The organism is Uliginosibacterium silvisoli, from assembly GCF_036017035.1.
GTDB classification, from domain to species: Bacteria; Pseudomonadota; Gammaproteobacteria; order Burkholderiales; family Rhodocyclaceae; genus Viridibacterium; species Viridibacterium silvisoli.
Window position 1 is genome coordinate 1,387,468 of record NZ_JAYXHS010000001.1, and the last position, 18,809, is coordinate 1,406,276.

Below are 18,809 nucleotides of genomic sequence, written 5' to 3' on the forward strand. Positions count from 1 at the left end.
ATGGCGAAGTTCGTCGCAGGCAAACCACAGACCACCAGCACACCCGGCATCACTGTCGATGCGGGGCTGGACGTGGGCTTTCACCGCTTCCGCCTGGTCGTCATCGACGACCAGGGCAAGGCGTCGAAGGCCGACGAGCTGGTGGTGGAAGTGCGGAGCGGACGAATCGTCATTCCGGGCGGCATCGTCACGCCGCCCATCGTTACGCGGCCGATCGGTAGTTCGCCAGCACCGCTGGCAAGCAGCGTGCAGCCGGCCGCAAGCACAACTGCAGCACGCAGGACGAGCAGGAAAGCAGCAAAGACCGGGAGCAAGACATGAGCATTCTCACCAAGGAAGCTGATCCGCTATTCGTCCAGCCGCGCGCCGAACGGCCCGCGTATGCGACGGGCATGCTTCTCGATGCACAGGACTTCAGCGACGAGCAGACCTATCACCGCAGCCGCCTGGCGCGCGCCATGGCTTTTCTTGCAGGCGGCGGCACGCTGGCCGGGCTGGAGGTCGAACATGTGCCGGGCTCGGCGACGCAGGTGGAAGAGATCCGCGTCAAACCAGGTCTGGCGGTGGATCGTCTCGGCCGCCTCGTCGAACTGCCGCGCGATGCCTGCATCCGCCTGCCCAACTGGTTCGCGCTGATCGAGGCGAGCGATGGTGGCGACACGCTGCGCACTGCCGCCTACGAAAACGTCGCGCGCTTCGTCTCGCCGCGCATGAGCGACAGTGCAGCGGTGCTGCCCGCCAGTGCGCTGATCGCCGATGTCTTCATCCGTTTCGTCGGCTGCCCGGTGGGCCTGACGCCGAGCTTTGCACAAGGTCCTTTCGACGCGCTCAACGCCGTGTCGACCTCGCGCATCCGCGATGCCTATGAACTGAAGCTGATACCGCGCAGCGGTCTCGACGACGCCTACGACGGCTTGCCGATTCCACCTGCGGATGCCGTGTTGAGCAATCCCGCCTCGACTGCCGCCGAGCGTCGCGATGCGGCGCAGGACGCGGTGCTCGATGCGTATGGCGGAGCGGAGCATGCCGGTGGTTCCGGTGGACTACAGCCTGCGCCCGAGCATCCGGCGGATCTGGATTACAGCGCGGTGTTCCTCGGGCGTGTGTTCATTCCTGTTGATGACATCACTTCGCCGGCACGTACGGCGGATGTGCCGCTGGTGGACAACTGGGGTCGTCGCTTTTTGCCGTCTTCGCCGTTGTTGGCGCAGTGGGTGGGTTTGTGATGGGAATACATGCGCATACGGACCCTTTCCCCCTCTCCCGGCCCTGACGGGCCACCCTCTCCCTCAGGGAGAGGGGACGGCAGCGAGCCCGCCGGTAGCAGTTCCCTCCCCCTCGGGGGAGGGTGGCCGGAGGCCGGGAGAGGGGAAATGGTGGTGATGTGACAAACCCTCAAGCAACAGAAATCTGAATCAAACCGAAAACGGAGTTCGCCATGGCGACAAATCTCACTCAAGGCGCAGCGCGCGCGCAGATCCACGCAGAAGATGTTGTAGCCCTGCGCAATCACGGTGTCCTCGTGCAGGATCCGCGACGTGAGCGGCCACGCTATTTCGACGGTCGCTTCCTCGCCGCGCGTGACCTGATCCGTGACCAGCAATACTTCCTGACGCGCGAAGCCGATCTCGGCCGCGCCGCAGGTAGCGGTGTCGCGCATGGCCTGTTTGTCGATCAGGGCGCTACGCCGCATGCCCTGCACGTCACGGCCGGGCAGGGCATCACGCCAGCAGGCGAACTGGTGCTGATTCCGCACCAGCTCACCATCAACCTCGCCGACATTCCCGTGGCCGATCAGCTCTCGGCGAGGTTCGGCCTGTCACGCATCCCGACGCCACCGCTGCGCAGCCGTACCGGGCTCTACATCCTCGCGTTGCGCCCGGTCGAGTTCACCGCCAATCCCGTAGGTGCCTATCCGACCTCCCTGACGGGCCCGCGCACCGTCGAGGATGGCGATGTCATCGAAGCGACGGCGCTGGTGCTGGTGCCCTGGCAGGACGATGGCGCAGCCGACGCACTCGAAGCGCGGCGTGGTCGTGCGGCCCGAACCATCTTCACGCAGAGCACCAAGAGCCTCGCCTCTGCCAACGTACTGCCGATCGCCATGCTGGCCCTGCAATCCAACACCATCGTGTGGATCGATGAAGCCATGGTGCGGCGCGAGCTGGGTGCGGATCGTGGCGATCTGCCGGGCCTCGGCTTTGCGCCACGTGCCCTGCGTCTCGCCCACCTGCTGCAGCACCAGACCCATCTGGCGGACGTGGTCACGCAGATGCACGGCCGCAGCTTTCCGGCCTCGACGCAGTTCCCGGCGCTGCCGCCAGCAGGCCCGCTACCGGTCGGCATCATCGATACAAAAGACTTCACGCAGCGCTACTTCCCCGCCGAGGTCGATGTCGACTTCTCCATCATTCCCGAAGACGAATTGCCCGCCCTGATCGAAGAAGCGCTGGCGCTGCCACCGATCGATTTCCTCGCCTCCGAAGCCGCACTCGACCTCACGGCGGTGCTGGTGCTGGCCCCCGTACCACGCAGCGACTACCGCGCCGTCATGGCCAAGCTGGTGTCGCGTACCCGCACGCTCAAGCCTGCTGCGCCGAATCTCATCGCGCAGAGGAAGCCGCTGGAGATCCTGCAACGCATGCGCCTGCCGCTGCCCATCGCCGTGCCCGATGTGTCCAACCCTGCCGATGCCGAATGGGCACGCCTCGCCAAGTTGCCGACCCTGTGGTTTGTGCGCCGGCGCAATCTAGCCTATCGCGATGACCTTGTCGGCAATGGCGTGGCCGCCACCGGCAGCGACGAGATCGCGCTGGAGAACGCCGTCAAGGCGCGCGTGCTGAGCCTCGGTCTCAAGCCGCAGTTTGACAGCGTCATGGCCAAGGCGACGAGCAAGGCCTCGTGGAGTGTGCTGAGCCTGCTGGCACTGCCGCGCTTCACCGAGTCGCCCGCGCTCACTGCCGCAGCGCTTGGTGCACTCGCCGCGAAGGCTGCCGCTGCGCCATCGGGCCGTCTCGACAATGCCGACGCACTGAGCGTTGGTGTCGACATGAAAACAGCCGGCGTCGGCGACGGCATCGTGCTGCTGGAGAAGAGCATCAGTGCGGGCGTGTCGAAGTCGGCACTGGTCAATCTCGCCAGCAACGATGCCTGGAAGAAGCTCGATGTCACCGCCATCAAGGCGACGACGCAGGAGGTGACCAAGTTGTCGGCGCGACTGGCCCCGACCGGCAAGGCGGCCACCGAGGTGGTGACGCCCGTGACGGGCACCGCCGAGGTAACGAAGCCTGCAACAAAGATTGGCGGCGCGACGGTGACGGACAGCGTGAAGATCCCTGTGACCAGAGTGCCGGTGACACGCGTGCCGGTCGGCAAGGCAAGCGACACCTTGGTCGTGGCCCCGGTGAAAGCGCCAGCCAGGTCTTCCGTCAAGGCACCGGCAAGCGCGTCGGCAAAAACGCCGGCTGCAGCGCCGACCAAGGCGCCGGCCAAGGCCAGCGCAAAAGCCGCCGCGACAACGACGGCGGGCAAGACTCCCGCAGCAAAGAAGCCCATCAAGGCCGCCACGAAAAAAGTGAGCAAGTGATGCGTGACGCGCCACCAGCCATCAGTCAAGCCATCAGTCGCACCCCATCGAGCGGAGGACAGCCGTGAGCATCCGAACCATTCAGCAGCCCTTGCCGGGTGAGCGTGTCGTCGGCCTGTCACCGGAGACTGCTGTCGAGGCGGCCAGCGACTGGTTGCGACGCCCCAACCTGTTTCCCGGCCGCGCCCTCGGGGCGGCTGCCCTGCAGCAGCGCCAGCAATGGCAGGCGGGTCACATCGCCCAGCGTGGGCAAGACTGGGTGGCGGGCGTCGTCGAAGGCCTGCAGGTCGAGGTGTCGCTGACCGACGCGCTCGGCTTTGGCGGCGTGCGACTGTCCATCTCCAGAGGGCGTGGCCTGGCGGTCAGTGGCGAAGACGTCGTATTGAATACGCATATGGATTGCGTGCTGGCGGATGTCTCCGTTGCCGCGCCGCCCGGCTTCTTCATGGACGGCAGCGGTGTCGGTGATGCTGAAGATGAAGGCAACCTTCGCGCGCGCACCATCGACGAGAAGTTCACGCTCGGCACGCTGGACGCCGCATCGCTCGCCACGCTGCCTGCCATTGGCGTGCTGGTGCTGCAACCTGCGCTCGTCGACACCTCGAGTTTCGATCCATCCAGCCCTTGCGAGCGCAGCGCCTGCGATGAAGGCACGGTCAATGATGCGGCTGCGTTCGAGGACTGGCGTATTGCCGATGCCGTGCGTCTCGTCTGGTATGTCTGGCCGCAGGAATGGCGCCGCATCCCCGCCAGCACTGATGCGCAATTGCGCAACGCACTCGCCGCGAAAATCTTCGATGCCGAGTCCGCGCTATCGGTCGATGACTGCCTGCCCTGGGAGGAGTACGGCGTGCCCATCGCGCTGGTCGGCCTCAACGCCGGGCAGCAACCCGCGTGGGTGGATCGCGCCAGCGTCGTACGCAAGGGCGGGCTGGCGCGCGATGCACGCCTGCAACTCGCCGCAGGCTCCGTCGCAGCGATTGCAGCCAATAGTCGCCTGCCCTCGCTATGGCAGGCGCGTATCGAACAGTTTGCCGAGCAGGTTGCAGCCGCTGGCGACGTGCCGCCCGAAACGCTGGCCGAAGCCTTCGGCGTCTCGCTGCCCCCGGTCGGGCTATTGCCGAAGAACGCCTTCGATCCGTCCTCGCACGCCAGCGACTTTTTCCCGCCCGGTTTCGATATCGACGCGGCGCCCATACCGGTCGATCAACTCGATCTGGCCGTGCGTGCAAGTGCCGGTCTCGCGCCGCTCGATCTGGCTGCGCAGGAATCGGTGCGCGTGCTGGTGCCGGTGCCGCTGCAATCCTGGGAGCCGCGCCTGCTGGTGACGGAATCCGTCGACCCGGAATTCCAGAAGACGCTCGATCGCTACCTGCTGACGCGCGCCCGCACGCTGGGCCTGCGCCAGGGCATGCGCAACCGCTCGGCGATGCTGCGTCACGCCCTCAATGGCGAGACGCAGATCGTGCCCACCTACAAGGAAGACCCGCAGGCGCTCGAGCCCGAAACGCTCAAACCCTGGGGCGAACCGCCGCCCGGTGGCGGTCATCGCAGCCAGCTGCTGGCCGGCATGCACCAGCACTTCTTCGACGGCGCCACGACGAAGTTCAATGTGAAGAAAGGCGAGTCGCTGTTCGTCTGGGTGTGCCTCGATCAGGACAACCCGCCACGCATGCTGATGCTGCAATGGCATGAGGCCGGCGGCTGGGAACATCGTGCCTACTGGGGCGAGAACCTCATCGGTGGCGGCACAGATGGCACGGCTTCGCACCTGCGTGCCGGCGACCTGCCAACGCCCGGCGCATGGACCCAGCTCAAGGTGTCGGCTGCGGCGCTGGGGCTGGAGGACAAGGATGTCGACGGCATGGCCTTCACGCTGTTCGACGGGCGTGCCGCCTACGGCCTCGCCGGCGCACGCGTCGACCAGGTGTGGCGCAAGTGGTTCTGCAATTTCCTGCCGCTGGGTGCGCGCGTGCAGGGCAACGAAACCTGGGACCTGCTTACTGCAAACGACCTGTGGATGCCCTTCGAGGAACATGACGGCGTCGTGCCCAGCCTGCCCGCACTGATCGGCAATGTCTCGGGTGACATCCTCGGCCAGGGTGGCGAGGATGAGGAGGAGCAGACGCCCGCTGCACTGGCCGTGCCTACCAAGGGTATCAACGTGTACTACCCGCAGGCTGCGGGCTGGCGCGGGCATCAGGTCAGCTTCGACCTCAAGAACCTGCCGCAAGTGCCGGCGTATGCCAAGGGCGACAAGCTCAGTACGTGGATCTATCTCGACGAGCTTTCCCCGCCACGTTCGATCTGCGCCCTCGCAATGTGCACCGGCTACGACATCAATGATGCTGCCAAGGGTTTCGCGATCACGACTGCGTTCTGGGGCGAGAACCGCTTCAAGGAGCTGTCCGAAACCGTGCCCGGCTTCGCCACGTTCGCTGCCAAGGCCGTGCGTGCCGGTGCCCTGCCGCAATCCGGCCTGTGGGTGCCGATGGAGCTGCCGTTCCCGACCGCGATCACCGATGGCGATGGCAAGGAAATTCCGGGCGTCACCAAGTTCCGCATCGTCACCGTACTGTTTCTGTCGTTCGGCGGCAATCTGGCTTTCAGCGATATCCAGGCCGTGCGCAGCGGGACGGTGCCGAAGGCAGACGTGCTGTGGCCGAAGGACGTTGTCGCCGGCCAGCCTGTGCCTGCATTCAAGCCTTTCCTCAATGCCAAGCTGACCCTGCAGAACAATCTCGGCGTGCTGACACCGACGCCTTCGTCACGCATCGGCACGGTGCGCGTCTATACCGATCTCGTCGGCGACCCGCTTATCAAGCGCCTCTCCAACCACGAGCAATCACAGATCCTGCTGCGTGGCCTGTCGGGTTTCGCCGACTACCTGCGCCGCCGCATCGATCGTGCAGATGACATCACCGATTTCGGTTTTGCCCACATGCAGGTCGACATGCATCGCGTGCGCCAGCTCATGCTCAGCACCAGCGACGCCTCGCGCCTGGCCGTGTCGCCAGCGCTCGCTGCCATCGCCAAATCCGACAGCGCACTGACCGTGCAGAGCCAGATCAAGGACTACGTCGGCACCGTCAAGGCCGCTGCACGCGTGGCAGCCCCGCCAGCCGCCACCACGGTGGCGGCCACCATTGCCAATATCCCGAGCAGTGCGCGCAAGACCTCGGCCCGCCTCATCACGCCGCCACGCGCACCCTTGAACATCGTCTATGCCAGCCCGGTGATCGGGCTTACCGAAATCCGCACCACGGCGATTGCAGACCGCCTCAAAGCACCGCCCTCGACCGAGGCGCGTGATTACGCGCTATCCAATCGTCATCGCACGGTGTCGTCGCTGCTCGACCTGCTGGAAGCCTTCGCCAAGGAAGACAGCGGCGAGGTACCGGCGCTGCTGACCGATTTCGAGATCTTCGGCCTGCCCAACGACCCCTTCCTCGTGGGTGCGGCGGGCGGCAAGCGCAAGCTCGCCGATTTCCGTAATAACGCGAACCTGCTGGCGCAGTTGCTGACGCCGCCTACCGGTAGCGGCGTCGACGAGGCCACCCTGTTCACGCAGACCGTGGCGCTATCGGACAGCACCATCGCCATCCTGCGTCAGCTCGAAGCGCGTCTCACCATCTACCGCGATGCGCTCAACCGTTGCGAAAGTGCGTTGCAGGAGCTGCTCGCCGAGGCGGCGCAGACCGCGCGTCACCTGCAGAACATTGCCGACGACCTGGCCGAAGCACGTCACGACGTCAGCGTCGCACGCGCCCTGCTTGATGAAGAGACGCGGCGCATCGACGCCATCAACAAGCGGCGCATGCGCGTCCTCAACGAAGAGGTGAAATTCGTCGCCTACATCCGGCCGCGCGAAACCGACAACCTGCTTGCCACGCCGACCCATGCCGTCGACCCCGGCCTGCTCGATGCACCTGTACCCGCCTGCCTGCGCGAGCACCCGGACGTTGCCGATGAACTGCTCGACATGCTGCGCGTGGTGCGCGAAGCGCCGGCCACCTGGTTCGTCAGGATCCCGCCGCTGATCAAGCGTCTCGACAAAGTCGAGCCACTGGTGCGCATGCTGCAGACGGCGCAGGCACGTGCGCACGCCGGCATCGCCACACCCATCCTCAGCACCTTGCAGGCTGCGAGCACAGCGAACGTCGTGGCGCGCAACAAGCTCAGCGTCGCCATGTCGCAAGTGACGACGCGCCAGGTCGAAGCGCTGGCACCACGCATCACCGCCTTGCAGACGCTCAACATCGCCAGCTTCGCCAACTTCACCTGGCAAGGCATCCAGACGCATGCCACGGAGATCGTCTCGTTCGCGGATCTGGCCGAAGGCGGTCACGGTCGTGCCGACGTGTCGCGTGATGCGGCCAGCGAGCTGCAGAACATCCGCAGCATCGTCGCCTGCCTGCATGCCGAGTTCTCCGGCATCGCGCCGGTGCTGCGCCTCGAATGGGCCGAGACACTCAGCGAATTCGATGCCGCACCGAACCTGCGCAACCTTGCCAGCCTGCCGCGCTGGGCCGAGATTGGCTACATCGACCGCCGCCAGATGCAGGCCTACGTCGACTGGCTGTTCGCACAGATCGAACCGAACCAGCCGCAGGCCGTGGCGCTGATAAACGATGTCATCCGCATGTGCCTGTTGCTCGCCAGCCATGCGCCGATCGACCGCATCGTCTCGGGCCGCATGGCGCGGCCGATCACCGGCGTATCGCCCGGCATCCGCATCCCGCTCACCGTGCTCGAGCCCTCGAAACTGCGCGTCGGCATGCAGGCGCTGATCTACAAGGGTGACAGCGTCGTGGCGCGCGCCGTGGTGGAAGACCTCGGCCAGCTCGAAGTCTCGGCGCACGTGATCCACACCTCGGCGGCGCGTGTCGATCTGGGTGATGACGTGCGTGTGCACTTCGACGAAGCAGCGTCGGTGAGCATGACGCAGGCGAGTGCGAAGCGGACGTTGTTCGGACGGTGATGCTTGTGCGTGTGCGACGCTTTCCCCCTCTCCCGGCCCTGACGGGCCACCCCGCTCCGCGCCCACAACTGGCATTGCATTGCCAGTTGGCTGCGCAGGCGATCGGCGGTGCCGCTCGAATTCCCTGCTACGCCCCTCTGGGAGAGGGGACTGCGACGCGTAGCGCGCTTTGCTTCCTCTCTAACAATGACGAACCAAGACCGGGGCAGTGCTCTTTCCTATTGGCGACAAACGGTGTCGAAATCGCCGGCCGTAGCCGTTCCCTCCCCCTGAGGGGGAGGGTGGCCCGTCAGGGTCGGGAGAGGGGGGATGGTCCGCTCAGTACGCATCGTGAATCCGCGCGTAAGGCAAGAGGCACTCATGCCCACTCCTGACCGCCACATCCGCCACATGCATCTCACCGCCGGCAGCGAGGCCGACGTGCGCAGCGTGCTGCCGCGCCTCGAAGACGCCCTGCGCTGCGCCAGCCTGCCCGATGGTGGCGCGCGGCTGCGCGTGGTGCGCAAACTCGCGTTGGGCAATATCGCGCGCGGCATGTCCTCGCAGCATCTGTCGCGCATCATCGAACAGCGCATGGCCGAGGTTGGCGCGCAGTGGGTGGCGGGCGGTACGCCGACTGCGGAGCATGCAGGTTTCGTAGACTTCCCGGGCGTTCTCGACGCACGCATCCAGCTCGCCCTGCGCCTGCTGCGCGGCGATGCGTGCAACGCCTGGTACTGGCCGCTGGCCGTACAGGAGTTCCAGACACAACAGACGGTGGGCAGCAATCTGCGCAGCATGGCGCAAGCGCTCTCCGTCCTGCCCGAAGCGCAGGCGGCATTGCCGGCATGGGTGCTCGCGCTGGTAGAGGCGGGCGCCGCGCCGCTGCTGGTTGCCGCGCTGGATCAAGCAGACCCGGAGCGTCTGCTGCAGGAAGCAGGGATTGCCATGCTGCCGTCAGCGCCATCCGGTGTGGATGAGGATGAGCCGCGCGCTGTCGCGTCCGACGCCCACGACGCTGAGCCCGCACCGCAAGGGGTACATGGCCAGCAGCAGACGTTCAGGGCGCGGCATGCAGACGATGCGGTGCTGCGGGCGTTGCCGCTCTGGTTGCGTTCCTTGCTGGTGGCCAGCAAGGCTGCGCGCTTCCAGTTCCTGCGTGACAGCGATGCGCTGCAATCGACGCAGCTTGTCGTCACGCGACCTGTGGGGGAGGTAGCGCAGGTCCGTTCTGTCCCGGTGCGCACGGACAAGGATGTGCCCGTTGCGCCCGGACAGTCAGATACTGATGATCTGATGGCGAGTACGGAAAATGCCGAAGGCATTGCCCGGCCGTCTGCCGATCCGCAAGTGGCGTACGAAGACAGCGACGAAGTGCACATCCCTGCACACGAAGCGGCAGACATCCAGCCCGCGACGCCAACCAGCGAAGCCCGCGCCACGCAGGACCCGCTGTTCGCCAGAAGTACCAGCGCCGGCCTGTTTTTCCTGCTGCCTGTACTCGTGCGTCTCGGCCTTGTGCAATGGGCAGAATCGAATGGTCACGATGCCGGCCAGTTCGCCAGCCGCGTTCTCGTCATGGCGCTGCGTCGTTTGCGCGTCGCCGAAGATGAACCCACGCTGGCCGTGCTCGGCAGTATGGTTTCGATGAGCCCATCGGGCGTCGTCGCCAGCACTGCTCCCGCAAGCTGGGCAGATGCACTGTTGCGCTCGCCACAGGCGCAGCCTGCTGCATCGCTAGTCGCCGCACTGGCAGCCGCAACCACCATCGACGCACAGGCGCAGGTCTGGTTGTGCGCCGCGCGTCGTTGGTTGCGCCGCGCCGGTGGTATCGGTCTGGCGAGTCTGGTGCTGCGGCCGGGGCGCGTCGGCAGTACGCCGACACACATCGATATCTATTTCTCCGTGAATGCCATCGACATGCGTGTGCGGCGTGCCGGGCTCGACATCGACCCGGGCTGGTTGTCGTGGCTCGGCAAGGTCGTGAGCTATCACTATGTGCGGGGGCTGGCGTGAACGCGCCGGGTCATCCAGCCATAGAGGGCGCGCAGGAGGGCACACAGTGCGTGCCGATGCTGCACGGGTTGGCGCTGGCCGCATTGCATGCCACCGACACGCTGGCTGAACGCAGTGCTGAAGCCGCGTGGCTCGATGCGCAATGCCGCTTGTGCGACAGCGTCGCCGCGCCCTTGCAGGCCTGGCTGGCGTCACCACCGCAGGAAGATCGTCTGCTGCACGCCATTGCCAGCGCGCTGCACCTGCAGCCTGTGGAGCTCATCGCCGTGGCGCTTGCCGCGGCTGTCGAGACGGACGCCATGGCGGGCCGCGTGATTGCCTGGCTGCAGGCGCCTGTTGGTACTTCGCGCCCTACGGTCGGGCTGGCACTCGCGGCGGCCAACGCGCTCGGCATGGATGCTGCGCTGAACGCCTTGCTTGAAGGTGGTGCGCGCGACACCGGCTTGCTGATGCTGGACAGCGATCTCGAAACCTCGCGCCGCCCGCTGCCGGAGCAGGCCCTGCACGTGCCGCTGCCGCTGGTCATGGCTTTGCGCGATGGCTTTTCACGCTGGCCCGGCGTGAAGCTGGAGCAAGCCGATCCGACCGCTGCGGTTGCTTCGCTGCGTGCTGCCACGGCACGTCAGGCACACGCCCTGAAGAGTGGCGGCAAGAGCGGTGGCAACAACAGCGCGCTGGTGATCCGCAGTGGTCATCCGCGCGAAGCACGCACGGCGGCAACGCTGATCGCGCATGCGCTGGACATGCAGGTTGCCCTGTTCGAGAGCGAGCCACCGAAAGGCGTCGGCGTGTGGCTGGCCTTGCTCGGCGCACTACCGGTGCTATGCCATGAGCTGGCACCGGGCGACTCGCGCAAGCTGTCCCGCTTGCCGGGCTACACGGGCCCGGTGCTGGTCGCCTGCGGGCCAGATGGCAGCTTCGAGCACGAGGGCGATACGGTGGCGAGCTGGCGCGTACCCTTGCCGGATGCTGCCGAGCGCAGCGGCCTGTGGGCGGGGCACACGCCGGATGCGCATCTGGCCGAGCAACTCGGCCTGCAGTACCGCTACGACGCCGCGCGCATCCGTCAGCTCGGTCGCGCAGCGAGCTACCAGGCCGGTCTCGACAATGCGCAACACATCGCGCGTGCGCACATCAGCGCGGCAGCGCGCAGCGGCGTGGCGGCCGAACTCGGCACGCTGGCCGAGCTGCTGCCGGAGAATATCGGCGACGATGCACTCGTCATTCCGCCCACGCTGCGCGAAGGACTCGTCGGCCTGCGTCAGCGCTGCGAGTTGCGCGAGAACCTCGCTGCGGGCCTCGGGCCCTCGGCGCGCACGCGCTACAAGCCCGGCGTGCGCGCGCTGCTGGTTGGCGCATCCGGTACCGGGAAGACTCTGGCTGCGGGCTGGCTGGCGACACAGCTTGGCCTGCCGCTGTACCGTGTCGACGCCGCCTCGGTGACCAGCAAGTACATCGGCGAGACGGAGAAGAATCTCGCCCAGCTTTTTGCTCGTGCCGAGCATGCCGAAGTGGTGCTGCTCTTCGATGAGGCCGACTCGCTGTTCGGCAAGCGCACCGACGTGAAGGAGTCGAACGACAAGTTCGCCAATGCGCAGACCAACTACCTGCTGCAGCGGATCGAGTCCTTCGAAGGCATTGCGATTCTCACCAGCAATAGCCGCAGCCGTTTCGACAGTGCCTTCACGCGCCGCCTCGACGTGATCCTCGATTTCCCGCAGCCCAGTCCCGATGAACGCCGCGCCTTGTGGGTGGCCCACCTCGGGGATGCGCATGCACTGTCTGGCGGCGATCTCAATCGCGTGGCCAGCGCCTGTGACCTGGCCGGTGGCCACATCCGCAACGTGGTGCTGGCTGCCGCAGCGCGTGCGCGTCACCAGCAGCGCGACATCGCGTATGCCGATGTGCTGGTGGGCATTGCCGCGGAATGTCGCAAGCTGGGCCGCCAGGTGCCGGCGGGCCTCGGCTCCGCAGCTGACGCCGAATCGCGCGCGGGTGCCTGATGGGCGCCGCGCTCGCCGCACCGGTCACGCGTCCGGACAAGAAGCCCGAGGCCTCGTCCGGCGGCAAGCCTGACGAGGAGCAGACGCAGGAAAGCGCCGACACGCCGGCGGCCGGTGTGCCGCGCTACCTGTCGCCCGACGCTTCCGGCACTCCGGCCGCCTCCGCTTCCGAGCAGCACGCACGTAATGCTGCGCAGTGTGTGGACCCGAATGCCAACCCGATGAGCGAGGCCGCGTCGCGCAGCGAGGACGAACTTGGCGCCGTTGCCGAAGAGCAGCAGGCGGACGCAAAGAACGCTCAGGCCGCGCAACGTGGCAAGGCTGCCGCGGCCGGAGAGCAGGTCGCCGAGGAAGCGGCGCCCGAGGTCGAGAAGAAGGCCGACAGCAAGCAGGCGGGCGGGAGCGACGGCAAAGGAGGTGCGGGAGGCAGTGACGTCGCAGAAGGAGGCGAAGGGGCAGAGGGTGCAGATGGCGGCGCGGAAGGTGCTTCCGCAGAGGGCGCCGACGGCGGTACAGGCGGGGAGGGTGGCGGAGGAGGAAGTGGTGGCGGCGGCGCGGATGGCGGCGGTGGCTCCACGGGCGCAAGCTCGCCCGCCACCGACGGTGTTGCAACAGGCGGCAGCGCTTCGGATGACAGCGGCATGGCGGCGCTGGGCACCGGTGACCTGGCCCTGATCGATACCGAACTTGCTGAACACCAGCGCTGGGGTGATGCGGCGGCACATGTCGGTGCGGCAGGCTCGCAATCGCGCGCGCAGTTCGTCGTCGAGCAGGCGGGCAGTGGTTTTCTCACAGGCGCCGGCTCGGGCTTCGGCACGGGGCTGGCCATCGGCCTCGCCGCGCGTGCGGTGCCGGTAGTCGGCCCCATCCTCGGTGGCGGCATAGCCCTGCATGGGCTCATCACCGGCTGGGGGCAGACGGTGGAATCCGTCGGCAAGTTCGGTGAGGGTAGCGACACTTACGAAACACTCGCCAATTCCATTGAGGCCATCTCGGCCGTTATCAACGTGGTGTCGGGCGTCCTCAATCTCATCAACAGCATAGTCAGCATCGTGGGCATCGCTGCTGGCGCACTGACTGTCGGTGGCGCCGTGGCAACGGTGCTCACCTTGGGCGCGGCCGCGCCGATTGCCATCATGGCCGCTGAGGTGGCGGCGACCTGCCTGGAGATATCGGAAGGCATCACCATCGTCACGACCGTGCTCGATGGCGTGAACACTTTCATCCTGCAGCCTTCGGTGACACTGTTCCGCGCGCTGCACACCTTCACCTCGCAGGCCGATCCACGCGAAGTCGAAACGCAGGGCGCGCAGATATCTGCGGCGGCCTCGCAATCTGGCGGCGCGCTCGGTGGCTTCATCGGCGGCAAGGCGGCCGGCATCGGCGCCAAGGGTGGCGGCAAGAAGGGCGCGCAGGAAGAGAAACCGCCTGCCAAAGCAGAAACCGACACACCACCCGCGAAGGGTGAGGGGCCCGTCGTGCATTTCGACGAGCCACCTGCAGGCAAGCAGTCGCCTGGGGCACCCGCTCCTGTCGAAGTGCCTGCCGTGCCGGGGGTCGATCCGCATGCGCCCACCGTGCCAGCGCCAGCTCCTGTGGATCCACACGCCCCGACCGTGCCTGCTCCGGCGCCGGTCGATCCACACGCGCCAACAGTCCCCGCGCCCGCTCCCGTCGACCCGCACGCACCCACGGTGCCGGCTCCTGCCCCTGTCGACCCGCATGCGCCGACCGTTCCGGCTCCTGTTGATCCCCACGCACCGACGCAACCCGCGCCCGCACCGGTGGACCCGCACGCGCCGACGATGCCCGCTCCGGATCCGGTCGATCCGCATGCACCGACTGCGCTTCCGGATGAAGGTCCCGGTGTGATGCCTGAGATTCCGAAAGCGCCGAAGGTGCCGAAGATCGATGACGATCCTGGCTATGGGCCCGAGCCGGATCACCGCGTGCCGCAGCCGGATGCATCGTCGGCACCGGCGGAAGCAGCACCTGCTGCGCCAGCGCCACGTCGCATCAGCGATGACCAGACAACGGTAGCGCCGCCCGAGGCCGGCAGCACAGCGCCCGCGGACACCGCCGCGCCGACCGTGCCTGCAGCACCCGACGCGGTCGCACCATCTACGCCGCTCGCCGCAGCGCCTGATGCGGCTGTCACAGCTCCCGCAAGCAGCACACCGGCTGCAACCGGCCCCGGCACTGGCGGTGAGTTGAAAGCGATCACGCCGCCACTCGAACTCAAGGGTTTCAGTGGAACGGAGAAAGTACCGCAGGGGCTGGAGCCGGGTGCCATCGGCACCTATGGCCGGCAGGTCGACAACCCGCACCCCTTCGCGACCGAGAGCAATCCGACCACCAAGGGCAAGATGCCCGACGGGCGTGCCGACGCAGGCGTCTATGGCGAACACCAGACGCCCGCCGCGACGGCCAACCAGGTCCTGCCGAATCACGAGTACAACGGTGTCGATTCCAATGGCAATGTCGTGCGGCGCGGCGGTGCCGATACGAAGGATGCGCTTGTCATTGCTTTGCCTGATGAAGTGAAACCGACCAAGGACCGCCTCGACCGTGCCCTGCACAAGGATGTGAAAGACAGGGTCGCGGCTGGAGAAAACGTGGCGCCGATCGAGGTGGCTGTGCGCGGCACGCAGAACACGCAGGAGGCCTTGCAGGCGACGGGCAACACCAGCGTGCCGCAGGAGCAGGTAACGAAGAATTTCCTGGCGGAACAGCAACAGTTCCAGAACGAGAAATTCGGTTATCAGGAAGTGCGCCCCGGCGAAGCCCTGCCGGCAGGACACCCGCTGCGCGACGTGCCGCAATCGGAGATCGACGCGCACATCGACAACCTGTTCGACAAACACCTCAAGCCGATGGAGCCCAGCCAGGCGGCCGCGCCGCCCAAAGCTGCCGACACACCGACGGCAACTGCTCCGGCGCAGGACGCCACACCTCAGCCCGCAACGACGCAGGCATCACAAGCTGCGGTCGATGTGCCTGAGGCTGCGGCCTCCGTGCCGCCAGCAGCGCCGCCATCGTCGCAAGCACCTGTGTCCGACGTGACGCCCGGTGGTGGTGCCAGCCCCGCAGGTGGCGACACCCCGGCTTCGTATGCCAACGCTGCGGATGTGCCCGCTGGGGAAAGAGTGCGCGTTGCCACGCCCGATGCCGAGGCGGCGCCACAGAACAACGAGCGGCTGCGCGTTGCCGACCCCGAGGTCGAGCGTACGCGTCAGGCAGAAATCGAGCATCAGCAGGAGATCGAACAGCAGCAACAGATCGACGCCGATACCGCCCTCAACAAGCCACTGCCCCCGCGCCCCGTGACGCCTGATGACGTGCCCGCGCAGCAGGCAACCCGCAGCGAGCGGCCGCTCACGCCGCAGGAGTATGAGGACTACCGTGCCCGCCTCATCGCCAAGGGCGTGCCGCCGGACCAGATCATGCCGGGTGAATTCACGGCCTTTCATCCAGATGGCAAGGGTGGCGGACACATCACGGTCGGGCCCGACGTGAATCCCCTGCCCGAGGGGCAGCGCCCGATCGGGCTTCTCAACCCGGCGAACGCCCATGTGGATGCGGAGTCGGCGCTGTCGCACGAATCCATCGGTCATCGCGAGGCAGAGCTGGCCGGTCAGGCCTACGCAAACGATCCGCAGATGGAAGAGGCGCAGGCCAGCGCGCGTGCTGCCGTGCTCGATCCGGATCTCACACCGCAGCAGCGCGAAATCCTCATGCGCGATTCGGCCGGCCGCCTGATCGGTCGCGATAACGACGACAACACCTACATGTACATGGAGCGCTACGAGGCGCCGGGGCAAGGCCGCAGCGCGCGCGACAACACGCCCGCAGCCGGTGCAGCGCGTACGCCCGACCAGTTCCGGCCGCAGGACCAGCAGCCCTCCATCATCATCAATGATCCCGTCATGCGCGACGCGGCGGTGTCGACGCCTGCGCGCCCGGACGGGGGGGACAAGCCTGCGCCGGCCGCTTCAGCGCCTGCGGGGGCGCCGCAAACGGCGACACCGACGGCTCCGCTTGCGACGGCCGCCACTCCCGTTTCCGCAATGCCTGGTAGCACCCCGAACGCTGCCGCCGTGTCGCGTGCGGTGAACTCACCGGGAAATGGGGGCCCCAGCAATGGTGGACCAAACAGTGGCGGGCCAGGCAATGGTGCGCCGGGATCGGCCCCGGGCGCGGCGGGCCCCGGCAAGCCCAAGGAGCTGGGCTGGACCGACCGCGCTGCACAGGTCGGCAGCCTGCTGCGGCCACATCTGTTCGGCATAGGCGATGGTGAGGCCGCGAAACCTGAAGAGGTCGAGGCGCAACAACGCAAACAGTTCACGGCCGACAACCAGCCGGCCAAGGGTGTCGAGCGCGTCAACCCGGCCTACCCGCCGCCACCGGGTACGCCGGCACAGCTTGAAGCCATGCAGGCAGAGATTTCCACCTTGCTGGCGCAGCGTGCGCAAGCCGAGGAGGAGGCCGCTCTGCAGCGTTCGCGCGCCGACCAGTGCGTGGCCAATCAGGGGCCGGTGCAGCAGACGGTGGATGACACCACGCAGGGCATCTCGGCCGTGCAGGCGCATGCCCAGTCAGTCGCCGCGCATGACGCCGCCAATCAGGCACAGCAGCAACGCCAGACCGAGGCGCAGGGGCTGGTATCGGGCTACCCGAGCCGCGCGACGGGGCTGGCCGTGCTCGAAGTGCCGCTGCTGGCCTGGCAGGGCTTCACCAGCCTTGCCTCGCACCTGCCCGGCGCAGCCGGCACGAAGATGCTGGCAATGAATCAGGAGGCGGGCAAGATGCAGGAGGCCTTCGGCCAGATGGGGAGCCAGATGGTAGGCCTCGACAGCGCCCAACCGGCGCAGCAGGCGGCCCTGGAAGGGGACTCCGCAAAGCTGGGAGCCACGGCGACGCAGGCCGGCGCGTCGGATGGAGAACTGCATACCGCCCAGGCGGGCGCGCAGGGCTTGCAACAAGCCAACAATGCGGCGCAATCTGAAGCCGAGCAGTTGCACGCTGACGCGACAAAGCAAGGGCAACAGAAGGACGAGGCCGCCACCAAAAAGCAGGAGGAGGCCAAGACCTTGTCCGAGCAGATGCAGGCATGGGCAACCGCGCACAAGGCAGCGCGCCAGGCGGCGATTGCTGCCACACAGAAACGTCTGCAGGCAGACGGGAAACTCAATGTGAAGGTTGCGGAAAATGCCTGACAAGCTGCAGACAAGTACGGTGAAACTGCTCGAGGCGCGGCGGCGTGATGAGCCCGAGGCGCTGGCCGAAGCCCTGGCACGCCACGCCAACGAACTCATACGGCATGCGCGTGTCGAGGAGGCGCGGGTCGAGCTTGAAGAGGCCGTCGGCATTCACCGGGCGCTTGAGCACAGTGAGGACGAGGCGCGCTGCATGCAGATGGTGGCCAGCCTGTGCCGGCTCGGCGGCAAGGTCGATGAAGCGGTACGGTGGGCGCGCGACGCGCTGGAGCTGGTCGACAACGCGGGTCCGATCGCCGTCGCGACGTGGTCCGAGCTGGGGGAGATCGAGCTGGCGCGTGGCGACACGGCGGCGTCTGCCACGGCCTTTGCGACGGCCCTGGCATTGGGTGACAGCGCCGGTCTGGGCGCCGCTGCCCGCGCCGCCTTGCTGCGCAAGCATGCCGTGGCGCTGGTCAACAATGGCCAGCACGCCGAGGCGGCGCTGGCGCTCAACACGGCGCATGACATCCTCACCGGCATTGGCGATCAGACCAATGCCCTGCGTACCCTGATCGAACTGGCGACGACGCTGCACTACGCCGGCGAAGCCGAGAAGTGTGCCGTGCTGGTGCGCCACATCATCGACGTGGCACCCGGCCTGCCTGACTACGCTGCGCTGGCCGACATCCAGCTGCTGGTCGCCGCGCAAGGCTTCGAGAAGAACGACCCTGCGGCGGCCCTGGCGGCGTCCTACGCGGCCAGCGAGGCAGCGCTCAGGGCGATCGTGCCCGCCACGTACTTTGCTGCGTCCGTGTCGGCGTCGCGTGCTGCCAATGCACTCGGCGACCAGCCGGAGGCCTATCGCGTGCTGGCCACCGCGTGGGTGACGCTGGCAGATGCCATCGGCAGCGATGCGGCACGTGCCTGGGTGAGCCCGGTACTCAGTGCGCTGCAGACCGAATGGGGCGAGCAGGTCTTCAGCGATGTGCGCGCCCGGCACGACGCACAGCGCCGCGCAGCAATGGCGCAGCAGGCCTGAGGCACAG

8 protein-coding genes are annotated in these 18,809 nt (G+C 67.0%); all 8 read left to right on the top strand.

The window, feature by feature from the left end; genetic code table 11:
* Positions 1 to 321: a hypothetical protein gene (locus VVD49_RS06405; RefSeq protein WP_327598305.1), complete on the top strand. Its 321-nt coding sequence runs from the start codon at positions 1 to 3 to the stop codon at positions 319 to 321.
* Positions 318 to 1,226 carry a hypothetical protein gene (locus tag VVD49_RS06410; RefSeq protein WP_327598306.1) on the top strand — a complete coding sequence of 303 codons (909 nt, stop codon included), beginning with the start codon at positions 318 to 320 and terminating at the stop codon, positions 1,224 to 1,226. Before VVD49_RS06405 ends, VVD49_RS06410 begins: the two co-directional genes overlap by 4 nt.
* Positions 1,227 to 1,438: 212 nt before the next feature.
* A complete protein-coding gene (locus tag VVD49_RS06415) occupies positions 1,439 to 3,586 on the top strand; it encodes a hypothetical protein (protein WP_327598307.1) in 2,148 nt (715 codons plus the stop codon).
* A 64-nt stretch (positions 3,587 to 3,650) separates the two neighbouring features.
* Positions 3,651 to 8,567, top strand: coding sequence for an MCP four helix bundle domain-containing protein (locus VVD49_RS06420; protein ID WP_327598308.1), 4,917 nt, complete (start codon positions 3,651 to 3,653; stop codon positions 8,565 to 8,567).
* A 360-nt stretch (positions 8,568 to 8,927) separates the two neighbouring features.
* Positions 8,928 to 10,562: a hypothetical protein gene (locus VVD49_RS06425; RefSeq protein ID WP_327598309.1), complete on the top strand. Its 1,635-nt coding sequence runs from the start codon at positions 8,928 to 8,930 to the stop codon at positions 10,560 to 10,562.
* 56 nt (positions 10,563 to 10,618) lie between these two features.
* Positions 10,619 to 12,565, top strand: a complete 1,947-nt coding sequence (locus tag VVD49_RS06430; RefSeq protein ID WP_327598948.1) for an ATP-binding protein — start codon at positions 10,619 to 10,621, stop codon at positions 12,563 to 12,565.
* Positions 12,565 to 17,781: a hypothetical protein gene (locus VVD49_RS06435; protein ID WP_327598310.1), complete on the top strand. Its 5,217-nt coding sequence runs from the start codon at positions 12,565 to 12,567 to the stop codon at positions 17,779 to 17,781. The genes VVD49_RS06430 and VVD49_RS06435 overlap by 1 nt, the downstream gene beginning before the upstream one ends.
* Positions 17,774 to 18,802, top strand: coding sequence for a tetratricopeptide repeat protein (locus VVD49_RS06440; protein ID WP_327598311.1), 1,029 nt, complete (start codon positions 17,774 to 17,776; stop codon positions 18,800 to 18,802). Before VVD49_RS06435 ends, VVD49_RS06440 begins: the two co-directional genes overlap by 8 nt.
* The last annotated feature ends 7 nt before the right edge of the window (positions 18,803 to 18,809 follow it).

Excerpts from the sequence above, each read along its gene's own strand:
- VVD49_RS06405 (WP_327598305.1), top strand. The coding sequence starts at position 1 with ATGGCGAAGTTCGTCGCAGGCAAACCACAGACCACCAGCACACCCGGC.
- VVD49_RS06410 (WP_327598306.1), top strand. The coding sequence starts at position 318 with ATGAGCATTCTCACCAAGGAAGCTGATCCGCTATTCGTCCAGCCGCGC.
- VVD49_RS06415 (WP_327598307.1), top strand. The coding sequence starts at position 1,439 with ATGGCGACAAATCTCACTCAAGGCGCAGCGCGCGCGCAGATCCACGCA.
- VVD49_RS06425 (WP_327598309.1), top strand. The coding sequence starts at position 8,928 with ATGCCCACTCCTGACCGCCACATCCGCCACATGCATCTCACCGCCGGC.
- VVD49_RS06430 (WP_327598948.1), top strand. The coding sequence starts at position 10,619 with ATGCTGCACGGGTTGGCGCTGGCCGCATTGCATGCCACCGACACGCTG.
- VVD49_RS06435 (WP_327598310.1), top strand. The coding sequence starts at position 12,565 with ATGGGCGCCGCGCTCGCCGCACCGGTCACGCGTCCGGACAAGAAGCCC.
- VVD49_RS06440 (WP_327598311.1), top strand. The coding sequence starts at position 17,774 with ATGCCTGACAAGCTGCAGACAAGTACGGTGAAACTGCTCGAGGCGCGG.